Annotated in this window: 15 protein-coding genes, 1 tRNA gene and 1 pseudogene; 10 read left to right on the forward strand and 7 right to left on the reverse strand. The window is 71.9% G+C overall.

Features of this window, described 5'->3' with window-relative positions; translation table 11 throughout:
* Window positions 1-824: 824 nt before the first annotated feature.
* A pseudogene (gene repSA, locus ABZY12_RS11110) lies at window positions 825-2,189 on the forward strand (replication initiator protein RepSA); the annotation flags it as partial.
* Window positions 2,190-2,295: 106 nt separating this feature from the next.
* Here repSA and ABZY12_RS11115 read toward each other — a convergent pair.
* Window positions 2,296-2,368 (reverse strand) — tRNA-Arg (locus ABZY12_RS11115).
* A gap of 153 nt (window positions 2,369-2,521) precedes the next feature.
* On the opposite strand from ABZY12_RS11115, the gene ABZY12_RS11120 reads away from it, so the two are divergent.
* Window positions 2,522-4,144, forward strand: coding sequence for a class I adenylate-forming enzyme family protein (locus tag ABZY12_RS11120; RefSeq protein WP_356889176.1), 1,623 nt, complete (start codon window positions 2,522-2,524; stop codon window positions 4,142-4,144).
* A 97-nt stretch (window positions 4,145-4,241) separates the two neighbouring features.
* On the opposite strand, the gene ABZY12_RS11125 is transcribed toward ABZY12_RS11120, so the two are convergent.
* Complete coding sequence (locus ABZY12_RS11125; RefSeq protein ID WP_356889018.1) at window positions 4,242-5,513, reverse strand: M6 family metalloprotease domain-containing protein; 1,272 nt, start codon at window positions 5,511-5,513, stop codon at window positions 4,242-4,244.
* Window positions 5,514-5,800: 287 nt separating this feature from the next.
* Between ABZY12_RS11125 and ABZY12_RS11130 the strand changes: the two genes are divergently transcribed.
* A complete protein-coding gene (locus ABZY12_RS11130) occupies window positions 5,801-6,469 on the forward strand; it encodes a TetR/AcrR family transcriptional regulator (RefSeq protein ID WP_356889019.1) in 669 nt (222 codons plus the stop codon).
* A gap of 158 nt (window positions 6,470-6,627) precedes the next feature.
* Window positions 6,628-8,145, forward strand: coding sequence for an MFS transporter (locus tag ABZY12_RS11135; RefSeq protein WP_356889020.1), 1,518 nt, complete (start codon window positions 6,628-6,630; stop codon window positions 8,143-8,145).
* A 134-nt stretch (window positions 8,146-8,279) separates the two neighbouring features.
* On the opposite strand, the gene ABZY12_RS11140 is transcribed toward ABZY12_RS11135, so the two are convergent.
* Complete coding sequence (locus tag ABZY12_RS11140) at window positions 8,280-8,783, reverse strand: MarR family transcriptional regulator (protein ID WP_356889021.1); 504 nt, start codon at window positions 8,781-8,783, stop codon at window positions 8,280-8,282.
* A 138-nt stretch (window positions 8,784-8,921) separates the two neighbouring features.
* Here ABZY12_RS11140 and ABZY12_RS11145 point away from each other — a divergent pair, with 138 nt between their 5' ends.
* Both ABZY12_RS11145 and ABZY12_RS11150 read left to right on the forward strand, forming a co-directional pair.
* A complete protein-coding gene (locus ABZY12_RS11145) occupies window positions 8,922-9,710 on the forward strand; it encodes a class III extradiol ring-cleavage dioxygenase (RefSeq protein ID WP_356889022.1) in 789 nt (262 codons plus the stop codon).
* A gap of 320 nt (window positions 9,711-10,030) precedes the next feature.
* Entirely contained in the window at window positions 10,031-11,032 is a 1,002-nt protein-coding gene (locus ABZY12_RS11150; protein WP_356889023.1) for a sigma-70 family RNA polymerase sigma factor, read from the forward strand.
* A gap of 92 nt (window positions 11,033-11,124) precedes the next feature.
* Here the strand turns inward: ABZY12_RS11150 and ABZY12_RS11155 are convergent, their stop codons facing one another.
* Window positions 11,125-12,081, reverse strand: coding sequence for a YafY family protein (locus ABZY12_RS11155; RefSeq protein WP_356889024.1), 957 nt, complete (start codon window positions 12,079-12,081; stop codon window positions 11,125-11,127).
* Window positions 12,082-12,143: 62 nt separating this feature from the next.
* Here ABZY12_RS11155 and ABZY12_RS11160 point away from each other — a divergent pair, with 62 nt between their 5' ends.
* From ABZY12_RS11160 to ABZY12_RS11175, 4 genes are all read left to right on the forward strand, one after another.
* Window positions 12,144-13,682 carry an MFS transporter gene (locus ABZY12_RS11160; RefSeq protein ID WP_356889025.1) on the forward strand — a complete coding sequence of 513 codons (1,539 nt, stop codon included), beginning with the start codon at window positions 12,144-12,146 and terminating at the stop codon, window positions 13,680-13,682.
* 229 nt (window positions 13,683-13,911) lie between these two features.
* Window positions 13,912-14,673 carry a DeoR/GlpR family DNA-binding transcription regulator gene (locus ABZY12_RS11165; RefSeq protein ID WP_356889026.1) on the forward strand — a complete coding sequence of 254 codons (762 nt, stop codon included), beginning with the start codon at window positions 13,912-13,914 and terminating at the stop codon, window positions 14,671-14,673.
* Complete coding sequence (pfkB, locus tag ABZY12_RS11170; RefSeq protein ID WP_356889027.1) at window positions 14,670-15,623, forward strand: 1-phosphofructokinase; 954 nt, start codon at window positions 14,670-14,672, stop codon at window positions 15,621-15,623. The genes ABZY12_RS11165 and pfkB overlap by 4 nt, the downstream gene beginning before the upstream one ends.
* Entirely contained in the window at window positions 15,620-17,875 is a 2,256-nt protein-coding gene (locus ABZY12_RS11175) for a fructose-specific PTS transporter subunit EIIC (RefSeq protein ID WP_356889028.1), read from the forward strand. The genes pfkB and ABZY12_RS11175 overlap by 4 nt, the downstream gene beginning before the upstream one ends.
* A 202-nt stretch (window positions 17,876-18,077) precedes the next feature.
* On the opposite strand, the gene ABZY12_RS11180 is transcribed toward ABZY12_RS11175, so the two are convergent.
* The 3 genes from ABZY12_RS11180 to ABZY12_RS11190 all read right to left on the reverse strand — a co-directional run bounded on the left by ABZY12_RS11180 (window position 18,078) and on the right by ABZY12_RS11190 (window position 21,296).
* Complete coding sequence (locus ABZY12_RS11180; protein WP_356889029.1) at window positions 18,078-18,872, reverse strand: DUF6227 family protein; 795 nt, start codon at window positions 18,870-18,872, stop codon at window positions 18,078-18,080.
* Window positions 18,873-19,005: 133 nt separating this feature from the next.
* Entirely contained in the window at window positions 19,006-20,076 is a 1,071-nt protein-coding gene (locus tag ABZY12_RS11185) for a P1 family peptidase (RefSeq protein WP_356889030.1), read from the reverse strand.
* 47 nt (window positions 20,077-20,123) lie between these two features.
* A complete protein-coding gene (locus tag ABZY12_RS11190; RefSeq protein WP_356889031.1) occupies window positions 20,124-21,296 on the reverse strand; it encodes a low temperature requirement protein A in 1,173 nt (390 codons plus the stop codon).
* Between the last annotated feature and the right edge of the window lie 84 nt (window positions 21,297-21,380).

Below are 21,380 nucleotides of genomic sequence, written 5' to 3' on the forward strand. Positions count from 1 at the left end.
GCGACGACCTGCTCGACCTCGCCTCACCCTACGCCGATCACCCCGCCTACCCGCGACGGCTCTGAGACGGAGATCGTTTGCGGGACAGCCCTTAGCGAGCGCAACACCAGAAGGTGCCGGCGCTTTGTGTTGTCTCTTTCGAGCTGCCATTGGATGTCTATAGGCGTGCCGCTCGGTATCACGGCGAGCGTCGACCTGTAGTGGTGCGGGGAATCCTTGATGCCACCCCGGGCAAGCGAGCAACCATGCGAGTCCCGGCATTTGATGCCGACCGTTCAGTTGCCACTTTCGATGACGTCAATTAGCGGCAGAGGATTGGCGGACGGCGCGTACCCACGGGCTAGTGGCTGCTTTTAAGACCTTGGTTTCGTCTGGGGGGGGAGAGCCCTATGGCTCTGCTCTGCCACAACTAACCCAACTCCCATCCCGTCTGCCGTCGACCCACACACCGTGGAGCGGGCGCGGTGCCGGGCGTCCAGGTGGAGCGCGCCACTGTACGAACGACCTGGACGCCCGGTGCCGTGTCTGCTCGGCTTGTCCTGGGTCGACGGCAGACGGGATGGGAGTTCCCCGCCTCAGCACCCCACCGGCCGGCACTCGCGTACGGCGCCCCGCCATCCCGGAGCCGGAGCGCCCCCGCCGGAGGCATGTCGGTGAGGGAGAGGGAACCGCGGACCGTTGGGGCTCGGCTCATGCCTTTGGGCCTATCCCACTCGCAGGGGCGGGCTTCGACGCAGCGCGCGCGGAGCGGGCCGGAGGCAGGAGCGTCGCGCGGAGCGGAGCCGGGAAGCCCGCCCGGTGGAGCGGAACGCGGAGCCGGGTGCTTGACCGACACCGCCACCCAGGCGGGCCTGGACCCGGACACCCTGAGCGATCTGCTCCGGGTTGCCGGGTCCCCCGGCTTCGACCGCCTCACTGACCAGATCCGCCGCACCGGAGGATGCGCCGCACCCATCCGCCTCTCCGGCGGGACCAAGACCCTCGACCCGGCCACCAAGACCGTCCTCCACGCCTACACCACCGAGAACGAGCCTGGTGGGGTCCTGCGGGTCGCCTGCGGCAACCGCCGGGCCTCCCGCTGCCCTGCCTGCGCCTGGACCTATGCGGGGGACACCTACCACCTGATCCGTGCCGGACTCGTCGGCAACCCCGACAAGGGCACCCCGGAGACGATCCGCGATCACCCCCGCGTCTTCGCCACCCTCACCGCCCCGTCCTTCGGCCCCGTCCACAACCGCCCCGGGAACCGCCCGTGCCGCTGCGGGAAGCAGCACCAGGAGGACGCGCCCGAACTCGGCACCCCGCTCCACCCGGAGACCTACGACTACGCGGCCGCGGTGTTGTGGAACAACCACGCCTCCGAGCTGTGGCGGTACTTCACGATCTACCTCCGCCGCGAGATCGCCGCACGCGCCGGCCTGACCCAGAAAGCCGCCCGCGAACAGTCCCGCGTCTCGTTCGGCAAGGTCGCCGAGTACCAAAAGCGCGGCGCCGTCCACTTCCACGCAGTCATCCGCTTCGACGGCCCTGCGGGCCCCGACACCCCGCCTCCGGCCTGGGCCACCCTCGACCTCCTCACCCACGCCATCCGCGCTGCAGCCGCCCGCGCCCAAGTCGTCGTCCCCGCCGCCCCCGACCACGGCGTCGACCAGGACGTGACCCTCACCTGGGGGACCCAGCTCGATGTCCAGCCCATCGGCGCCTTCGGCCAGGGCGAAGACCTCACCGAACAGGCCGTCGCCGCCTACGTCGCCAACGCCACCAAAGCCGCCGAGACCACCGGCAGCGTCGACCACCGGGTGGGCAACAAGGAAGCGCTCATCCTCCTCGACGTGCCCGATCACCCCCGGCGCCTCATGGAAGCCTGCATGGACCTCGATGCGGCCTACCCGGAGCGAAGGCTCCGTGCGTGGGCTCACATGCTCGGCTTCCGCGGCCACTTCTCCACCAAATCCCGCCGCTACTCCACCATCCTTGGCGCCTTACGCCAGGTCCGCGCCGACTACCGCGCCGCCCAACAACGCGAAGCCCTCGGCCTGCCCGACCCCGACGACAACCCCGAAGCCACCGTCCTCGTCGTCGCCCACTGGACCTACGCCGGCCACGGCGCCACACCCGGCGAGTCCTGGCTCGCCGCCAACATCCGCCGCGACATCCAGCACAACCGCGAACACGCCCGCGAAATCCGCGGGAGAGCAGCGATCCGCCGCCTTCTGGCACGTAGGTGGCACGGTCGCGATCATGACGAAGGGCCAGCATCGGGGGAATGTTCCCCTGAGCTGGCCCTTTGCGCTGTGCCCCCGGCAGGATTCGAACCTGCGACACCCGCTTTAGGAGAGCGGTGCTCTATCCCCTGAGCTACGAAGGCGTGGGTGATCAGGGACAGCCTAGCGGATCGAGGGCTGGGCGTGTTGCGTAGGGTTGACCGGCTCCGGAGGTCCGGCATAGCGTCCACCGTGGGAACTGAGCAAGCGCTTAGCGAGGGGTGAGGGTGGTCGTGCCGACGCACACCGATCCGGCCATGGGCTCCGTCGCGCGGGACGTCGCCGCGCGGCTGGCCGCCGACGGTGCGCCGTTCGCCGTCGAGGAGGGCGTGTATGTCGACGGGCCCCGCACGCTGCGGGAGTTCGTGGAGGTCACCTGGGCGTACGGCGACCGTCCGTTCCTGGTCTCCGAGGGTGGGACCGTGAGCTACCGGGAGTTCTTCGACGCCGCCTGCGGCCTCGCCCGCCGTTTCGTCGACGACCACGGCCTGCGGCCCGGCGACCGGGCCGTCGTCGCCATGCGGAATCACCCCGAGTGGCAGATCGCCTTCTGGGCCGCCCAGCTCGCCGGGCTCATCGCCGTCCCCCTCAACGCCTGGTGGACGGAGGAGGAGTTCGCGTACGCGCTCGACGACTGCGCGCCCGGCATCCTCCTCGTCGACGGCGAGCGGGTCGGCAGGGTCGAGCGCTGGGCCCGGAAGCACGGCGTGCCGGGGATCGTCTTCCACGGGGAGGCGGCCGAGGGGTTCCAGGCGTACGTGCCCGACACCGACCCCCACCTCGGGCCGCCCCTCGTCGACGTCCTGCCCGAGCACGACGCCACCATCGTCTACACCTCCGGGACCACCGGCCGGCCGAAGGGGGCCGTCGCCACCCACCTCGCCCAGGCCGGGGCCGCGATGAACCCCCGGTACTTCGCCGCCGCCTCCGCCCTCACGCGCGGCACGATCCCGGGTCAGGGTGCCGCTCCCGTCTCGCTCACCACGTTCCCGTTCTTCCACGTGGCCGCCTTCACCTCCCTCTTCTCCGTCATGGCCGCGGGCGGTTCCCTCGTCCTCATGCGGAAGTGGGACGCCGCCCGGGCGCTGGAGCTCATCCGTGAGCACCGCGTCACCCACTACGCCGGCGTGCCCACCACCGCCCTGCAACTGCTCGACCTCGCCGAGCGCACCGACGACCCGCTGGAGAGCCTCACGATGCTCAACACCGGTGGGGCCGCCGCCCCGCCGGAGATCGTCGCCCGGATCGCCGCCCGCTACGGGGAGCGCGTCGAGCCGCGCAACGGCTACGGCCTCACCGAGACCTGCGGTGGCGTCCTCGCCAACTTCGGTGCCGAGTACCGCGCGTACCCGCGCAGCGTGGGGCGGCCCGCTCCCGCCGTCGAGGTGCGGATCGACCGGCCCGACGCCGACGGCGTAGGCGAACTCCAGCTCCGGGGGCAGTCCGTCTTCCGGGGCTACTGGCGGGACGAGGAGGCGACCCGGAACGCCTTCACCGAGGACGGGTGGTTCCGGACCGGGGATCTCGCCCACCTCCGCGAGGGGCGCGTCACCGTCGTCGACCGGCTCAAGGACATGGTGATCCGGGGCGGCGAGAACGTGTACTGCGTCGAGGTCGAGGCCGTCCTCCACGACCACCCCGACGTCGTCGACGCCGCTGTCCTCGGAGTTCCGCACCCCGCGCTCGGCGAGGAGGTCGCCGCGGTGGTACGGCTGCGCACGGGGGCCTCGGTCACCACCGACGAGCTGCGGGCGCACGTGGGCGCGTCCCTCGCCGCCTTCAAGGTGCCCGCGCACATCGTCGTACGGGACACCGCACTGCCCCGCAACGCCGCCGGGAAGATCCTCAAGCGGGAGCTGAGGGCCACCATGCTCGCTTAGGGGCCCGGCCGGCCCCGAACCCGCCGGGGGAGAGGGCGGGACCGGCCGCGCGTGTTCCGCCGCGCGGAATCAGCTCCGCGTGTTCCGCCGCGCCGAATCAGCCGCGCGTGACACGGACGCGATAGCGCCCCTTCGCGTCCTCGTCGAGCACCGTGATCCTGATGCCGTTCGCCCGGTCCGTGAAGGTCTCTCCCGGACGGTACGGGGCGTCCGAGAGCTCCGCGTGGACGTTCGGGCGCCGGGTGCAGCCCCCGCTGTCCCGCTTGCTGTCCGCGACCGTCACCGGGCCGTGCCCGGTGTCCACGTCCGACTCGACGCGGTAGATCAGTACGCCCGGCCGGCAGACGGCCTGGTCGTTGCCGGCCTGGGTGCGGACCTCGACGGCGTAGCCGGAGGTGTCGGAGAGCGGTACGAAGGCGAGTTTCAGGCCTCCGGCGGTGGCCAGCGGAGTCAGCGCGTACTCGGTGGTGCCGGTCCGGGACACGCAGCCGACCTGGTGGTTGTCGAGCCAGCCCAGCTTCCACTTGTGCCAGCCGAGGAAGTCGTTGTTGGCCCCCCAGTCCTCGGACATGATGTCCCAGTGCCCGACCGTGCCGCCGCCGTCCACGGTGTAGAGGTCGGGAAGCCCGAAGACATGGCCGTTCTCGTGCGGCAGGACCCGGTAACCGGTCTCGGAGTACGTCCCCGAGCCGTCGTCCTGGCGGCTGTAGACGAAGGACGTGTGGGAGAGCGGGACCCCGTCCGCGTAGGGGGCGTCGTCGTTCCCCGAGAAGGTGACGGACAGCACGGTGTCCAGCGCCGACGGCCCGGCGTTCGGGGTGACCAGGACGTTGACCAGGTCGTACGCGCTGAAGTCGACCTTCGGATCGGCGGCCATGACGATGTCCTCGACGAGCGTGCGGTAGCCCGGTTCGTACGGTGCGCCGCGCTCTATCCCGTACGAGGAGAACGGCTTCGGCATCCGCAGCCAGTCGCGTATCGGGGTCTCGGGGTGGTAGCGGAGCCGTCCGTAGGAGCTGGTGCGGAACCAGTCGGTGGTCTGGGGGAAGAACTCGTCGTACCGGCCGAGCGCCGTGCCCTCGCCGAGCGCGTCCGGGAAGTCGATCATCAGGTTGAGGGCCCTGAGGCGGCCCGTGGAGCGGGCGTATCCGGGGGCGGTGGGCAGCCCCTCCGACATCTGCACACCCATCGTCGTAGCGATCCGGCACGGCCCGAGCGGCGCGTTCCCGGGAGTGGTGGCCACGGGGCCCGCGGAGGCCGGAGCCGGCCCGGGCAGGTTCGTGCTGGCGGAGGCCAGAGCGGCGAGCGCGAGGGCCGCCGCCGCGGCCAGGGTGACGGGTCTGCGTATCCGCCGGCTGGGCTGCTGCATACGGTCGCCTCCCTGAGGATCCGTTCCGCGGGTGATCCGTACCGCGCTGTTCGATCAGCCTGTGGCGGGAGGTGCGGGGGCGCGCGCCGGGTGGCCCGATCGTGGGTATTTCGGTCGCACGGGCATACGTGACCCAGGTCACAGCGCGAGCGGGAAATAACCGGGGACTCCCTCCCCGTTTAAGCCCGTGTCCGAGCAAGTGGGGAGTCAGTCCCCGGATCGACGGCAACCGTCAACAGCGACTGTTGGCGGCGACCGTCGCCGAGATCGTCTGAGGAGGCCGTGGCGTGAGCACCAGCACCGCCGACACCGCACCCGTTCGCCGCGCCCCGCGCCCGCGGGCCGATGCCCTGCGCAACCGTGAGCGGATCGTGGCCGCGGCCCGCGAGATGTTCGTCGAGTTCGGCCCGCACGTGCCCCTGGACGAGATCGCGCGCCGCGCCGGCGTCGGGAACGCCACGCTCTACCGCAACTTCCCGGACCGTTCCGAGCTGATCCGGGAGGTCGTCGTCTCCGTCATGTCCCGCACCACCGAGCTGGCGGAGCGGGCGGTCGCGGAGGAGGCCGACACCTTCGCGGCGCTGCGCCGCTTCACCCACGCCGCCGCCGACGAGCGGATCGGCGCCCTGTGCCCGATGCTCGACGGCACGTTCGACAAGGACCACCCCGAACTGGACGCCGAGCGCGTGCGGTTGGAGGAGGCCGTCCAGGATCTCGTCGGCCGCGCGCAGCGGGCGGGCAGGCTGCGCGCCGACGTCGGCGTCGGGGATCTGATGGTGGCGCTCTCCCAGCTCACCCGCCCGCTCCCGGGCACCGCCTGCCTGAACATGGACCGTTTCGTCCACCGTCATCTGCAGCTGTTCCTGGACGGCCTCGAAGCGCCCGCGCGCTCCGTGCTGCCCGGCTCGGCCGCCACTTTGGAGGATCTGCGGGGCGGTGACCCCCGCCCGTCGTGACCCGAGCCGTCCGTCGTGACCCCGAGCCGACCTTCCCGTCACAGCCGACCGTCCCGTAACCCCGTCGACGTCGACTTCCTCGACTTCCTCGACTTCCTCGACTTCCTTACTTAGTACGTCCGTTTTTCTCCTTTACGCACCAAGAGGTGGCTACCCCCATGTCCGAAACAGATCCCAGGCGCTGGAAAGCGCTGGTCTTCATCGCTCTCGCCCAGCTGATGGTCGTGCTCGACGCGACGATCGTGAACATCGCGCTGCCCTCCGCCCAGCAGGACCTGGGGATCTCGGACGGCAACCGGCAGTGGGTCATCACCGCCTACGCCCTCGCCTTCGGCGGTCTGCTGCTCTTCGGCGGCCGCATAGCCGACCTGTGGGGCCGTAAGCGGACCTTCGTCGTGGGCCTGATCGGCTTCGCCGCCGCCTCCGCGCTCGGCGGGGCCGCGACCGGCGAGGCGATGATGCTGGGCGCCCGCGCGCTCCAGGGTGCCTTCGGCGCGCTGCTCGCGCCGGCCGCGCTGTCCCTGCTCGCGGTGATGTTCACCGACGCCAAGGAGCGCGCCAAGGCCTTCGGCATCTACGGAGCGATCGCCGGTGGCGGTGGCGCCGTGGGTCTGATCCTCGGCGGCTTCCTGACCGAGTACCTCGACTGGCGCTGGACCTTCTTCGTCAACATCCCCTTCGCGATCGTCGCCGCCGTCGGCGCGTACTTCGTGATCCGTGAGCCGGCCGGCGGCCGCAACCGCTCGCCGCTCGACATCCCGGGCGTCGTCCTGTCCACGCTGGGTCTGGTCACGCTCGTCTACGGCTTCACCCGCGCCGAGTCCGCGGGCTGGTCCGACGCCACGACCATCGGTCTCTTCGTCGGCTCGGCCGTGCTGCTCGCCGCGTTCGTGCTCACCGAGGCGAAGGTGAAGTCCCCGCTGCTGCCTCTGCGCGTCCTGACCGAGCGCAACCGCGGCGGTGTCTACCTCTCCCTCGGTCTCGCCGTCATCGCGATGTTCGGCCTGTTCCTCTTCCTGACGTACTACCTCCAGATCGTGAAGGGGTACTCGCCGGTCAGGACGGGCTTCGCGTTCCTCCCGATGATCGCGGGCATGATCGTCGGCTCCACCCAGATCGGTACGCGGCTGATGACGCGGGTCCCCCCGCGCTGGCTGATGGGCCCCGGCTTCCTGACCGCGGGCGTCGGCATGCTGCTGCTCACGCAGCTGGAGATCGGTACCTCCTACGCCGGTCTGATCCTGCCCGCGCAGCTCCTGCTCGGCCTCGGCATGGGTACGGCGTTCATGCCGGCGATGTCGCTGGCGACGCACGGCGTGGACCCGCGGGACGCCGGTGTGGCCTCCGCGATGGTCAACACCTCGCAGCAGGTCGGCGGCGCCATCGGTACGGCACTGCTCAACACCATCGCCGCCTCGGCCACGACCGCGTTCCTCACCGACAACGCGGCCGGCGCCACCACCCCGGCCGCCCAGAAGCTGCTCCAGCTCCAGGGCATGGTCGAGGGCTACGCGGCGGCCATCTGGTGGGCGGTCGGCATCCTGGTCGTCTCGGCCGCGATCGCCGTCACCTTCATCAACACCGGGAAGCCGGGGGCCGGGGCGGTCGCCGGGTCCGGCTCCGGTGCCGGCGAGGGCGTCGAGGACGAGGTGAAGATCCCCGTCATCGCGCACTGAGCCCGGCCGTACGACGTCCCCGCACGACCTTCGCGTAGGACGTACCCGTGACGACGTTCTCGTAGGACGTACCCGTACGACGTCCCCGTACGACCTTCCCGTCCTTCCCGTACGGCGCTGCCTGCCCTGGTTCCTCAGCGGAGCCAGGGCAGGTCCGCGTCCGGGTCCGAGGGCTGCAGGCCCTCCGCCATCACCCGCATGATCTCCCCGAGCTGCTCCACCTGCCGCGGTGTGAGCCGGTCGAACATCGCCTGCCGCACGGCGGCGACATGGCCGGGCGCGGTCCGCTCCAGGACCGCGAAGCCCTCGTCCGTCAGGTGCGCGAACTGTCCGCGCTTGTCGGAGGGGCACTCCTCGCGCACGACCCAGCCGTTCTTCTCCAAGCGGGCCACCGCGTGCGAGAGCCGGGAGCGGGTGATCTTGGCGCCCTTGGCCAGCTCGGTCATCCGCAGTCGCCGCCGGGGCGCCTGGGAGAGCTGGACGAGCAGTCCGTAATAGATGTGCGGCATCCCGGCGTCGCGTTGGAGCTGGCGGTCGAGGTGGTCTTCGAGGAGGGTGGTGGCGTGGAGGTATGCGCGCCAGACGCCCTGCTCCTCGTCGCTGAGCCAGCGGGGCTCGCCGTTGGATGCGTTGGTCATGTATCTATCCTACGACTCATCCTTGAAAGTTGAACTACATGGCGCTAAGGTTGTCATGTCAGATGAGCTTGAAACTTAAAGCACCTTGTGCTCGGCACTCGGCACTCGGCGCTTGCAGACTTCTGGGAGGCGGTCGTCATGGACGCCACGCTCGAACGGATGCCCGCCCTCTACCTCTCGCACGGCGCCCCGCCGCTCGCCGACGACCCCGTCTGGCCCGGTGAGCTCGCCGCCTGGTCGGCCGCGCTGCCCCGGCCCAAGGCGATCCTGATGGTCTCCGCCCACTGGGAGGAGGCGCCGCTCGCCCTCGGCGCCACCGAGACCGTGCCGCTCGTGTACGACTTCTGGGGCTTCCCCGAGCACTACTACCGCGTGCGCTACCCGGCCCCCGGCGCGCCCGCGCTCGCCGCGTCCGTCCGCAAACTGCTGCGCGGGCCCGGGACGCCGGTGCAGGACATCGCCGACCGGGGCCTCGACCACGGCGCGTACGTACCGCTGGTGGAGATGTTCCCGGACGCCGGCATTCCCGTACTCCAGATGTCCCTGCCCACCCTCGACCCGGCGAAGCTGATGGACATCGGGCGCAGGCTCGCGCCTCTCCGTGACGAAGGGGTGCTGATCGTGGGCAGCGGCTTCTTCACCCACAACCTGGCGGCCCTGCGGCACGTCGGCGGTGGGGTGCCGGGCTGGTCGGCGGAGTTCGACGACTGGGGCCGCCGGGCCCTGGAGGCCCGGGACGTCGACGCGCTGCTCGACTTCGCGCACACGTCCCCGGCCGGCCGCCTCGCCCACCCGCGCACCGAGCACTTCGCGCCACTCTTCGTGACACTGGGCGCCGCGGACGCGGCGGGGGACCTGGACGGTGGCCGGAGCGTCATCGACGGGTTCTGGATGGGGCTCGCCAAGCGCTCGGTGCAGTTCGGCTGACCGGCTCGGCGCAGCTCGGCCGACCCGCCCGCGCGGGGATCGGCGCGGAGCAGCCAGAAGAGGGCGGGTGTCGTCTTCACGGGCGGAGCGGACGCGACGGTTCTCCCACCGGCGGGCGCGGCGGCCGGCCTTCGTGGCCGGTTGACCTGCACCTCTCTGCGCTCCGGCGCCATGCGAGCGCCCCGGCGGCGCGACAGGGTACTGCATGATCGCGAAAATCGATGCGGTGCGTGGGAATTCTGTCCCGATTCCAGTCGTTGTTTCCGTCGGATGCAGGGCACCCGAAAGGGTGTCGCAACCTACTCAGCAAGGGAGCACGCATGGCAACCCGTGCCGTCGCCCGTCGTTCGTCCGCCTCCAGCGGCAGCAGCTCGAGGGCAAGCAGCGTTCGCGCCGTGGGCGGGGAGATCGCCGACCGCGACCTGGTCGGCATGTACCTCGACGAGATCGCCCGCACGCCGCTGCTCGACGCAGCCAAGGAGGTCGAACTCTCCCAGGACATCGAGGCGGGCGTCTACGCGCAGCAGATCCTCGACGGAGAGATCGAGAGCGACGCGGCCGGAGCGTCCCGCGAGGAGCTCGAGGCACTCGTCGCCGCAGGCGAGCGTGCCAAGGACCTCTTCATCAAGTCCAACCTCCGCCTCGTCGTCGCCGTGGCCCGGCGCTATCCGCGCAGCGGACTGCCGCTGCTCGACCTGATCCAGGAAGGCAACGCCGGCCTGGTGCGCGCGGTCGAGAAGTTCGACTACGCCAAGGGCTTCAAGTTCTCCACGTACGCCACGTGGTGGATCCGGCAGGCCATCACGCGGTCCATAGCCGACCAGTCGCGCACGATCCGGCTCCCCGTCCACCTGGTGGAGGAGCTGGGACGGATCCGGCGCGTGCAGCGCGAGTTCAACCGGGAGAACGGCCGTGAGCCGGAGCCGGCGGAGATCGCGTCGGAGCTCGGCTCGACGCCGGCGCGCGTCGTGGACGTTCTCGACTGGGCGCGGGACCCGGTCTCGCTGAACATGTCGGTCGACGACGAGGGCGAGACGCAGTTCGGCGACCTGCTGGAGGACACCTCGGCGATCTCGCCCGAGCAGTCGGTGCTCACGCTGCTGCGCAGCGAGGAGCTCGACGACCTGATCGACAAGCTCGATCACCGCACGGCCTCGATCATCCGGATGCGGTACGGCATCGAGGACGGCCGGGAGCGCACGCTGACGGAGGTCGGCAAGGAGCACGGCCTGACGCGCGAGCGCATCCGCCAGATCGAGAAGCACGCCCTGCTGGAACTGAAGAAGATGGCCCGCGACACCGGATTCGACGCGGTGGCCTGAGGCCTGTCCGGCCCCGACCCGCCGGACAGGCCCTGGAGCGGCCGGCAGACCGGGGCCTCGGCCTCCGCTTCCGCGCCCGCCTCGCCGACGACTCAGTCGACCGACGACGCCAGGCGGGCCGCGAGGTCCCTCACGTACGTGACCAGGGCGTCCGGCGCGTGGACCGTGAAGTCGCAGTCGACCAGGGCCAGCCGGAGCGCGAGCCATTCGACGGAGTCTGCCGTACGGGAGCGCAGGCGGCAGGTGTCCGGGCCCGTGGCGGTGGGTGACAGGTGCGCGGGGAGCCGGGCCGCGACGAACTCGGCGGGGGCGGCGAAGGCGACCTCCAGGTCGAACTCCGGCTGAGCTCGCGCCATCGAGCGGGTCATGAACTCCGCCGCCCCGCCCGCGGGCAGCTCGCGCGGTGCGAAACGGGCGCCCGTGGCGAACGGGTCGCTCACCCGGTCGACCCGGAACGTACGCCAGTCCTCGCGTCCCATGTCGTACGCGACGAGATACCAGCGTCGCCCGGTCGACACGAGCCGGTACGGCTCCACGAGCCGCTTCGACTCCGTGCCGTCCCCGGCGCGGTAGCCGAAGCGCAGTCTCTCCTGTCCCGTCACCGCCCCCGCGAGGGCCGTCAGCGTCGACGGGGCGACCGTCGCCCCATCGCCCCGGGTCAGCGGGATCGTCGCGTTCTGCAGTGTGGAGACCCGGTGCCGCAGCCGGGACGGCAGTACTTGCTCCAGCTTCGCCAGAGCCCGTACCGACGCCTCCTCCACCCCCTCGATCGCATGGCCCGCGCCCGCCCGCAGACCCACCGCGATCGCCACGGCCTCCTCGTCGTCGAGGAGCAGCGGGGGCATGGCCGTACCGGCCACCAGGCGGTACCCGCCCACCGCGCCCTTCGACGCCTCGACCGGGTAACCCAGCTCCCTCAGCCGGTCGATGTCCCGGCGGATCGTGCGCGGCGAGACCTCGAGCCGCTCGGCCAGCTCGCTGCCGGGCCACTCGCGCGGCGTCTGGAGGAGAGACAGCAGATTCAGCAGTCGTGCGGGAGTGTCCGTCATGGGAACCAGAATGCCGTCCATGTAGGACACGACCTGACCTATATCACTTCTACCTTCTTCCTATGAGTTCACACGACGCCGCCGGACCCGGCACCGACCGCAGGCGATGGATCGCCCTCGCCATCGTCATGACCGCCGCCTTCATGGACCTGGTCGACGCCACGATCGTCAACATCGCGATCCCGAGCATCGAGCGCGACCTCGGCGCCTCGTTCGGGGCCATCCAGTGGATCACCGCCGGGTACGCCCTCGCGTTCGCCGCCGGCCTGATCACCGGTGGTCGCCTCGGTGACATCTACGGCCGCAAGCGGCTGTTCCTCCTCGGCACGGCGGGCTTCACCCTCGCCTCCGCGCTCTGCGGCTTCGCCGCGAGCCCGGAGATGCTGGTCGCCTCCCGCCTCCTCCAGGGCGCGGCGGCGGCGATGATGGTGCCGCAGGTCCTGTCGATCGTCCACGTCACCTTCCCCGCCCACGAGCGCGGCAAGGTCTTCGGGATGTTCGGCGCGATCATCGGTCTGGGCGCCGTGTCGGGGCCGCTGCTCGGCGCGCTCCTGACGCAGTGGAACCTCTTCGGCCTGGAGTGGCGGCCGATCTTCCTGATCAACCTGCCGGTCGGCATCGCGGGCCTGATCCTGGGCCGCAAGTTCATCACCGAGTCCAAGGCACCCAAGGCGCTCCGCCTCGACCTGGTCGGCGTCCTGCTCGTCACCCTCGCGCTGCTGATGCTGATCTACCCGCTGACGCGCGGCCGCGAGCTGGACTGGCCGCTGTGGGGTCACCTGTGCATGGCCGGCAGCCTCGTCGTGTTCGGCGCCCTCGTCGTGTACGAGAAGTACAAGACGAGGAAGGACGGTTCCCCGCTGGTCGAGCTGTCGCTGTTCAAGGTGAAGAGCTTCGCGGCCGGTATCGCGGTGCAGCTGACCTTCGGAGTCGTGATGGGCATCTTCTTCCTGGTCTGGACGCTGTACATGCAGATCGGGCTCGGCTGGAGCCCGCTCAAGGCAGGTCTGACCGGGGTGCCGTTCTCGATCGCCGTCTCGGTGGCGGCGGGCCTCTCGGTGCAGAAGCTGGTGCCCCGCTTCGGCCGGAAGGTGCTGCAGGCGGGCGCGCTGACGATGGCGGCGGGTGTGCTGCTCTACCTCTGGGAGGCCGGCCGGTACGGCACCTCCATCCACTCCTGGCAGATGATCGCGCCCCTCGTGATCATGGGCCTGGGCATGGGGCTGATCGTCGCCCCGCTGACGGACGCGGTGCTGTCGGACGTTCCGAGGGAGCACGCCGGCTCGGCGTCGGGTCTCATCAACACGACCGGGCAGATGGGCAACGCGCTCGGACTGGGGCTGGTGTCGGTGGTCTTCTACGGGGTGATCGACGAGGAGCGTCTGGCGGGGGCTCCGGGCGAGATCGGGACGGCGTTCGCGGACGCGTTCCAGAACGCGCTGGGGTGGGTGGTGGCGGTGCTCGTCGCGATCTTCCTGGTGATGTTCGCCCTGCCGGCGAAGCCGAAGCAGCACATGGAGGGTGCGGAAGCGGTGGAGGGCGAGCCGGTGGAGGGTGAGCCGGTGGAGGAGCTCGCGAAGGAGCCGGCGCTCACCCACTGAGCCGGTCTGCCGGTCGCTGGCCGGTGGTCGGCCGGTCGGTACCGGCCGGGTGAGGCATCGACAAGACCCGGGTCCCAGGACCCGGGTCTTCTGCCGTCCGCCCTCCTCCGTGTCCGTCCCCTGCCCGATCACGTCCGTCCGTATGCCCGAGTGTGTTTACTTTGCCGACGCGTGGGCGTAGCCTGCCGGTGAAACCACAGGTTCGGGCATGGAACGGACGTAAAGCCACATGTACGCACCCGAGCGACAGCAGGAGATCGTGCGGCTCGCCCGCGAGAGCGGACGCGTCGACGTCCTCTCCCTCGCCGAGGAGTTCCAGGTCACCGCGGAGACCGTACGGCGCGACCTGAAGGCCCTCGACCGGGCCGGACTCGTCCGCAGGGTGCACGGCGGCGCGATACCGGCCGGGCGGCTCGACTTCGAGCCCGACCTCGCCGAACGCGAGTCCACCGCCGCCGACGAGAAGGACAGGATCGTCCGGGCCGCCCTCGGTGAACTGCCCGAGGCGGGCAGCGTGGTCCTCGACGCGGGAACCACCGTCGCCCGGCTCGCCGCCGACGTCCCCCTCGACTGCGGGCTCACCGTCGTCACCCACGCCCTGCCCGTCGCCGCCCGCCTCGCCGACCACCCCGGCATCGATCTCCACCTCGTCGGCGGGCGCGTCCGGCACCGTACCCGGGCCGCCGTCGACGCGTGGGCGCTGCGGGCGTACGGAGAGATCCGCGCCGATGTCGCCTTCCTCGGCGCCAACGGCTTCTCGCCCGAACACGGACTCACCACCCCCGACCTCGCCGAGGCCGCCGTCAAGCGGGCCGTCGTCGCCTCCGCCCGCAGGGTCGTGCTGCTCGCCGACTCGGCCAAGCACGGTCAGGAGCACTTCGCCCGCTTCGGAGACCTCGCCGACGTCGACCTGCTCATCACAGACAGCGGGCTCAGCCCCGAGGACGCCGCGGCGATCGAGGCCGCGGGAACGGAAGTCGTACGCGCATGATCCTCACCGTCACCCCCAACCCGTCGCTGGACCGGACGTACGAAGTACCGGCCCTGGACCGCGGCGAGGTGCTCCGCGCCTCCGCCGAGCGGATGGACCCCGGCGGCAAGGGCGTCAACGTCTCCCGGGCCGTGGCCGCCGCCGGGCACCGTACGGTCGCCGTCGTCCCGCTCGGCGGAGCCCCCGGCGCGCTGGTCGCCCAGCTCCTCGCCGGACAGGGGATCGAGGTCGCCCCGGTGCCGGTCGCCGGACACACCCGTTCCAACATCGCCCTCGCCGAACCGGACGGGACGCTGACCAAGGTCAACGCGCCCGGCCCGGAGCTGAGCGCGGAGGAGTCCGAGACGATCCTCGCCACGGTCGGCGCGTACTCGCCCGCCGCGGACTGGATCGCCTGCTGCGGCAGCCTGCCGCGCGGCCTCGCGCCCGAGTGGTACGCCGAGCTGGTCACCCGCGCGCACGGCGCGGGTGCCCGGATCGCGCTCGACACCTCCGGGCCCTCGCTCCTCGCGGCGCTCGCCGCCCGGCCGGACGTCGTCAAGCCGAACGTGGAGGAGCTGGCGGAGGCCGTGGGCCGGCCGCTGGCCACCGTCGGGGACGCCGTGAAGGCGGCGGAGGAGCTGCGGGAGCGGGGCGCGGGCGCGGTGCTCGCGAGCCTGGGCGCGGACGGCCAGCTGCTGGTGTCGGACACCGGCACCTGGTTCGGCACGGCGTCCGTGGAGGCGGTCCGCTCCAACGTGGGCGCGGGCGACGCCTCCCTGGCCGGATTCCTCGCGGCGGGCGGCGAAGGCCCCGACGCCCTGGCGGCGGCGGTGGCGCACGGCGCCGCGGCGGTCCAGCTGCCGGGCAGCGAGATGCCGACGCCTGCCGATCTGAACCCGTCGGCGGTCACCGTGACCGCGGACGTACCCCTCGACCGAGTACTCAGCGAGCAAGGGAGCCCGCGATGAGCAAGATGATCACCGCGGACCTGGTCGATCTCGACCTGTCCGCCGGCACCAAGGAAGCGGCGGCCCGCTCGCTCGCGGAGCGCATGGTCGCGCTGGGCCGGGTGACCGACCTCGACGGCTTCCTGGCGGACGTCGCCGCCCGCGAGGCCCAGATGCCGACCGGCCTGGACGGCGGCATAGGCATCCCGCACTGCCGCAGCGCGCACGTCACCGAGCCGACCCTGGCCTTCGGCCGCTCGCCCGAAGGTGTCGACTTCGGTGCTCCGGACGGCCCGGCGGACCTGATCTTCCTGATCGCGGCCCCGGCGGGCGCCGACGACGCCCACCTGACGATCCTCTCCTCCCTGGCCCGCCAGCTGATGAACGAGGAGTTCACGGGAGCGCTGCGCGGGGCGACCTCGGCGGCGGAGGCGGCGGCGCTGATCGCGGGCGACTCCGCCCCGGGAGGGGCGGCGATCAGCGGCGCGGCCGGACAGGCGCCTGCCACGGGGTCCGCCTCGGAGCCCGCCACGACTCCCGTCTCGGCGCCTGCCACGGAGCTCGCCTCCGCCGAGGAGCCCACGGCCGGTGCGGAGGAGGGCGCGACGGCCGCGCCGGGTGGCGCCGCCGGGGCCGCCCCCGGCGGCGCGGGCAAGGCGCCCGCCGACGGGTCGGGCAAGGCGCCTGCCGCCGACGGGTCGGCCCCGGCGTCCCCGGTCTCCCCGGGCGCCGCGGCCTCTCCGTCCGCCGGGGAGTCGGCGGAAGCCACCGGTGACAGGGCCGCGCCGGTCTTCCGGATCGTGGCCGTCACCTCCTGCCCCACCGGTATCGCCCACACCTACATGGCCGCCGAGTCCCTGGAGAAGGCCGGCCCGGCCGCCGGGGCCGAGGTCGTCGTCGAGACGCAGGGGTCCGCCGGGTTCACCCGGCTCGACCCCGCCGTCATCGCCGCGGCCGACGGCGTGATCTTCGCGCACGACGTGCCCGTCCGGGACAAGGAGCGGTTCGCCGGGAAGCCCACCGTCGACGTCGGCGTCAAGGCCGGCATCAACCGGCCCGCCGAACTGATCGCCGAGGTCAAGGAGAAGGCCGCGCGCGGCGAGGTCACCGCCCCCGCGAAGCGGGGCACCCCCGTCGAGAACGTGGGCGAGCCCCACGAGGGCTACGGCACCAAGCTCCGCAAGTGGCTGATGTCGGGCGTCAGTTACATGGTCCCGTTCGTCGCCGCCGGCGGTCTCCTCATCGCCCTCGGCTTCGCCATCGGCGGCTGGGACATCGACAAGGCCCCCTCCGTCGCCGAGTACTTCGCCTGGGGACAGGCCGACAGCTGGGCCGCCCTGATGTTCCAGATCGGCGGCCTCGCGTTCGGCTTCCTCGTCCCGGTCCTCGCCGGTTACATCGCCTACGGCATGGCCGACCGCCCCGGTCTCGTCCCCGGCTTCGTCGGCGGTGCCATCGCGCTCACCATCAACGCCGGCTTCCTCGGCGGTCTCGCCGCGGGTCTGATCGCCGGCGGCACGGTCCTCGCCATCCAGAAGGTGAAGGTGCCCGCCGCTCTGCGGGGCATCATGCCCGTGGTCGTGATCCCGCTGCTGTCCTCGATCGTCGTCGGCTTCCTGATGTTCCTGGTGATCGGCAAGCCGATCGCAAGCCTTCAGAAGGCCCTGACCGACTGGTTGTCCGGCCTCTCCGGCGCCAACGCGATCATCCTGGGCGTGATCCTCGGTCTGATGATGTGCTTCGACCTCGGCGGCCCCGTCAACAAGGTCGCGTACGCCTTCGCCGTGGGCGGCCTCGCCAACCCCAACGAGGGCTCCCTCAAGGTCATGGCCGCCGTGATGGCCGCCGGAATGGTCCCGCCGCTCGCGATGGCGCTCGCCACGACCGTGCGCGGGAAGCTGTTCACCAAGACCGAGCGGGAGAACGGCAAGGCCGCCTGGGTCCTGGGGGCCTCGTTCATCAGCGAGGGTGCCATCCCGTTCGCCGCGGCCGATCCGCTGCGGGTCATTCCGTCGGCGATGGCGGGCGGGGCGGTCACCGGCGCCCTGTCGATGCTCTTCGAGTGCACCCTGCGGGCCCCGCACGGCGGCATCTTCGTGATCCCGCTGATCGGCAACCCGCTGCTCTACCTGGTCGCGATCGTGGCGGGCACACTCGTCAGCGCCGCCCTGGTCGTCCTTCTCAAGGGCGCACGCAGGCCGGCCCCCGAGGCCGCCCCCGGCGAGAAGCCGGCGACGGCCGGGACCGACACGAAGGTGGCCGTGGCGGCCTGACCCGTCCGGGCTTCTCGGACAGGGTTCGACGAACCCCGCGCCGAGCGGGGTCGGGCCGGACCGCCGAGGCCGTCGACCTCCACGCGTCCCAGCCGCCCGCACGGGCGGCTGGGACGAGGAGTTCCCGGCCCCGGCCGCCCGCGCGACGAACCCCTGTCCCGCCGACCGGGCCATGCGCGCGGTGGCCGGTGCTCCGCTCCCGTCAGCGCACCCGCGACCGGTGCTCCATCGCGTCGCGCGCCGCCCGCTCGTCCTCGTACACCTCGCACATGTGGCGGCCGTCCGGGGTCGCCGTGTGCTCGACCTCCCACAGGCTCAGCTCGCTGCCGTCGAGCAGCAGGAACGCGTGCTCGTAGAGCGTGAATCCGGCACCCCGGCCGCTCTCCACCGGGCACAGGCGGCCGAACGCCTGCGTGATGTGGTGCGCGAACGCCAGCCGCAGCCGCCGCGCCGTCGCCTCGCCGGGCCGGTCCGCGTTCTCCGCGCGCCGCAGCACCCGGCGCGCGTGGTCCGCGGAGTTGTCCGAGACGTACATCCGGGGCTGGGCCGGTATCGGCCGGACCAGCAACGCGCTCAGCGACTCCAGGTCGCCGTCGCCGTCGCCGTCGTCGTCGAGGTCGAGGTCGAGCCCGTCCGCGCGCTCGACGTCCCAGCCCGGGTCCAGACCGGTCGGCAGCCGCGACGCGGCGAGCCGGGCCTCGGCCTCCTCCGCGTACAGCTCGTGGTGCTCGGACCCGTCCCGGCCGGCGTTGTGGGCCAGCTCCCACAGGGTCAGGGCCGTGCCGTCGGCGAGCAGATAGGTGTGGCGGTACGTGGAGCGGTGCAGCGACGCGCTGTGGTGCGAGGAGTGCAGCGCGCTGGAGTGGGCGAGCGCCGTCTCCAGGCGCTCGACCGTCGTGTCGGGCAGATCGAAGGAGTTGAGCGCCCGGCCGAGGAGCCGCTCAACGTGCGTCTCGGTCGTCTCGTACGGATCGTGAGGATCCCGCGGATCGTTCAAGAGGGTCTCCAGGCCGTCGCCGCATGTCACTTGGTGCTTGCTTAACGTAGTGCCTGGGTCTGACATCGTGTCCGGCGTTCGGGAAAACGGCGGGGGCGTACGCGAAGTTCCCGCGCGCCCCTTGCCGTCGGCGTCAACTGCCCTCAGGCCGACGGGAGTCGGCGGCCGCAGCACCGCCGTACAGCTCCTGGTACGCCGGAAAGTCCCCGCCCGGCCCCGACACGCCCTCGGCCGTCTCCAGGACCGCCCGTACGATCGCCCGGGTCACGGTGTCCGCGCCCGCCGCGAGGATGTCGTTCAGGGCGAGCGGCCCCGCCTCGTCGGGCAGCTCCCGCTCCCCGGTCGCGAGGGCGAAGACGGTGTCCCCGTCGTTGAGGAGATGCACGGGGCGGACGGCCCGCGCGATGCCGTCGTGCGCCGTACCCGCGAGCTTCTGCGCCTGCGCGCGGGTGAGGACGGCGTCCGTGGCGACGACCGCGAGCGTGGTGTTCAGGGGCGGCGCCGCGTGAGTCGCCTGCGCCTCGGCGAGACGCGCCCGCGCCGCCGCGTGGACGGCCGGCTCCGGATACTCCGGGCGGCCCTGGAAGTACCGCCCGTACAGCACGCCCGTCTCCGGATCGACGGCCGAGCCCACCGCGTTGACGACGACCAGGGCGCCGACGGTGATGCCCGAGCCCAGGACCGTGCTCGCCGTACCGATCCCGCCCTTGAGCCCACCGACGACAGCTCCGGTGCCGGCGCCGACCGCGCCGGTCTCCACGCGCGCGTGGAGCTCCGTGGCGGCGGCCGCCTCCACGGCCGCGCGCCCCGTGGCCGCGTCCGGGCGGGCGGTGAAGTCCCCGCCGCGGCCCAGGTCGAAGACGCAGGCGGCGGGGACCACCGGGACCACGTGCGAGGGGTCGGGTCCCACCCGCACCCCCCGGCCCCGCTCCTCCAGCCAGGCCATCACCCCGGCCGCCGAGTCCAGGCCGTACGCGCTGCCGCCGGTCAGGACCACGGCCTCGATCCGCTGGACGACGTTGCGCGGGTCGAGCGCGTCGGTCTCGCGGGTGCCGGGGCCCCCGCCCCGTACGTCCACGCCGGCCACGGCCCCGCCCTCCGGGGCGAGGACGACGGTGGTGCCGCTGAGTGCGGTCGGCCCGGCCACGCGCGCGTGGCCGACCCGGAGGCCGGTCACGTCCGTGAGTGCGTCGTGCTTCGTCATGGCCCTTGCGTACCACGCCCGTCGGCTCCGGCGCCCGGGGCCTTCGCCTACGCGGCCGCGCGCGAGACGGGGTTCCGGGCGGCCAGCGTCACACCGAGCGCCACCGTCACCGCCGCGACCAGCCCGGCCGCGGGGACCGCCCAGCGGCCGGCGAACGTGCACATCAGGATCAGGAACGACGAGGCCGGCAGGACGAGTTGCTGGGCGATGCCGACCTTGAAGTAGCGGGCGTGCAGCGCCCACACGGAGAGGAAGAAGACGGCGGCGGGGATCGTCACGGCCGAGGACGCGGCGAGGGTGGAGACATGTGCCTTGCCCACGGCCTGCTCGACGGCGATCTCGATGCCGGCTCCGATGGCGGCGGCGGACGCGAAGATCAGATAGTGGCCGTAACCCCACAGGAAGCCCTCGCGGTTGGAGGTGAGGCGGTGGTGGGCGGGGACGGCGAAGTAGATCCACCAGGCGGCGAAGACGATGAGCAGCCCACCGGCGGCGATGGGGAGCAGCTCGCCCAGGGCGTCGTTCTCGCGGACGCCGGACTGGACGGCGACGGTCGCCGCCGCGATCGTCTCACCGAGCACGATGATCGTGAACAGACCGTAGCGCTCGGCGATGTGGTGCGGATGCCAGTGGGTGGTGACGTCCTTCTCCGCGTACAGCGGTACGCACATCTCGGCGAGGGCCATGCCGAGGAAGACCCAGGGGCGGGCGCCCTCGGGCGCGAGGAGCAGGGCGGTCCAGCCGATCTGGCAGAGGGCGACCCCGGCCGCGTACCGCCGGCACATCCCGCGTTCCGCGGGGTCGGTGGCGTGATGGGCGGCGCGGAGCCACTGGGTGGCCAGCGCGAGCCGCATGACGACGTAGCCGAGCCAGACGACGAAGAACTCGTGGTCCTGGAAGGCGCGGGAGACACCGGCGGCGAGGAGGAGGACGCCGGCGATCTGGACGAGGGTGACGACGCGGTAGGGCACGTCGTCGTTGTCGTAGGCGGAGGCGAACCAGGTGAAGTTCATCCAGGCCCACCAGATCGCGAAGAAGATCATCGCGTAGTTGACGACCCCGTCGCCGGAATGGCCCTCGGTGACGGCGTGCACGAGTTCGGCGCCGGCCTGGGCGACGGCCACGACGAAGCAGAGGTCGAAGAACAGCTCGAGCGGGGTGGCGGCACGGTGCGCCTCGTCACGCGCACGCGAGACCAGGGGCAGGAACGGTTGCGTCATGCGCTCCAGCAGAGCAGAACCGGGGGGCCTGGTGTCGGAGCGGATCGCCGAAGTCCGTGCGATCTCCCGGCCCCAACGGCCCGA

Source organism: Streptomyces sp. NPDC006551 (assembly GCF_040611675.1).
Taxonomy (GTDB): Bacteria; Actinomycetota; Actinomycetes; order Streptomycetales; family Streptomycetaceae; genus Streptomyces.

Bases quoted from the DNA above. Each gene is read 5' to 3' on its own strand.
- ABZY12_RS11120 (WP_356889176.1), top strand. From the start codon at position 2,522: ATGGGCTCCGTCGCGCGGGACGTCGCCGCGCGGCTGGCCGCCGACGGT.
- ABZY12_RS11125 (WP_356889018.1), bottom strand. From the start codon at position 5,513: ATGCAGCAGCCCAGCCGGCGGATACGCAGACCCGTCACCCTGGCCGCG.
- ABZY12_RS11135 (WP_356889020.1), top strand. From the start codon at position 6,628: ATGTCCGAAACAGATCCCAGGCGCTGGAAAGCGCTGGTCTTCATCGCT.
- ABZY12_RS11140 (WP_356889021.1), bottom strand. From the start codon at position 8,783: ATGACCAACGCATCCAACGGCGAGCCCCGCTGGCTCAGCGACGAGGAG.
- ABZY12_RS11145 (WP_356889022.1), top strand. From the start codon at position 8,922: ATGGACGCCACGCTCGAACGGATGCCCGCCCTCTACCTCTCGCACGGC.
- ABZY12_RS11150 (WP_356889023.1), top strand. From the start codon at position 10,031: ATGGCAACCCGTGCCGTCGCCCGTCGTTCGTCCGCCTCCAGCGGCAGC.
- ABZY12_RS11155 (WP_356889024.1), bottom strand. From the start codon at position 12,081: ATGACGGACACTCCCGCACGACTGCTGAATCTGCTGTCTCTCCTCCAG.
- ABZY12_RS11160 (WP_356889025.1), top strand. From the start codon at position 12,144: ATGAGTTCACACGACGCCGCCGGACCCGGCACCGACCGCAGGCGATGG.
- ABZY12_RS11165 (WP_356889026.1), top strand. From the start codon at position 13,912: ATGTACGCACCCGAGCGACAGCAGGAGATCGTGCGGCTCGCCCGCGAG.
- pfkB (WP_356889027.1), top strand. From the start codon at position 14,670: ATGATCCTCACCGTCACCCCCAACCCGTCGCTGGACCGGACGTACGAA.
- ABZY12_RS11175 (WP_356889028.1), top strand. From the start codon at position 15,620: ATGAGCAAGATGATCACCGCGGACCTGGTCGATCTCGACCTGTCCGCC.
- ABZY12_RS11185 (WP_356889030.1), bottom strand. From the start codon at position 20,076: ATGACGAAGCACGACGCACTCACGGACGTGACCGGCCTCCGGGTCGGC.
- ABZY12_RS11190 (WP_356889031.1), bottom strand. From the start codon at position 21,296: ATGACGCAACCGTTCCTGCCCCTGGTCTCGCGTGCGCGTGACGAGGCG.